The sequence below is a fragment of the Shewanella sp. ECSMB14102 genome, from assembly GCF_000813075.1.
Classification (GTDB): Bacteria; Pseudomonadota; Gammaproteobacteria; order Enterobacterales; family Shewanellaceae; genus Shewanella; species Shewanella indica.
In genome coordinates this window covers 1-576 of the sequence record NZ_JWGX01000104.1, presented here as the reverse complement: position 1 = coordinate 576, position 576 = coordinate 1, and the positions used below count along the sequence as shown (strand labels likewise).

1 protein-coding gene is annotated in these 576 nt (G+C 40.1%); it reads right to left on the bottom strand.

Features of this window, described 5'->3' with window-relative positions; all coding sequences use genetic code 11:
• A partial coding sequence (locus tag RC73_RS20690) for a hypothetical protein (RefSeq protein ID WP_200888011.1) occupies positions 1 to 317 on the bottom strand: 317 nt, incomplete at its 3' end.
• Positions 318 to 576 lie beyond the last annotated feature (259 nt).

Sequence of the window (576 nt, the reverse complement as noted above, 5' to 3'; positions counted from 1 at the left end):
CAAGATATGGAAACCAAAATTTTATACTTGCCACCGCCAATAGGTTCTTTGGTCGCTTGAACCGCTAATGACGGGCTTCCACCAGTCGCATTATAAGTTTGCAGAAGGACATCGGTGACTATTTGTAGCTTGAATCCAGCATTACGTACAATCCAAAGCTGAGCGGCTTCCCACTTAGCTTTGCAGTCTTTTTCATCAATACAAACTGGTGTTGTCGCCTCAAGTTGCGCCCGTTTAGCTTGAATATCTGCCGATGGAGTAGTTGCACAACTTGCGAGCGTTAGTAGGCATGCAGAAAAAATAAAACGTCTGTTCATTATTTTCGTCCTTGATAGTTGGTCGAGTTCCAACTCATTGATTATTTTTAATAACTATAAAATTTATTTATGAAGTTACATTTAAACATTATTTTTACGGCATGTATGATGTCCAAGTATTACTCATCTTTGCAAACGATAGCGCGGTGGTGAGCCCAAAATGTAAGTCAGACTTCCCTCATTGACACAGGTCGCAATAGCTGCACATATGGCGGTAGTGTTCATAAATCTGTGTCATTTGAGTAATATACACCCAAAA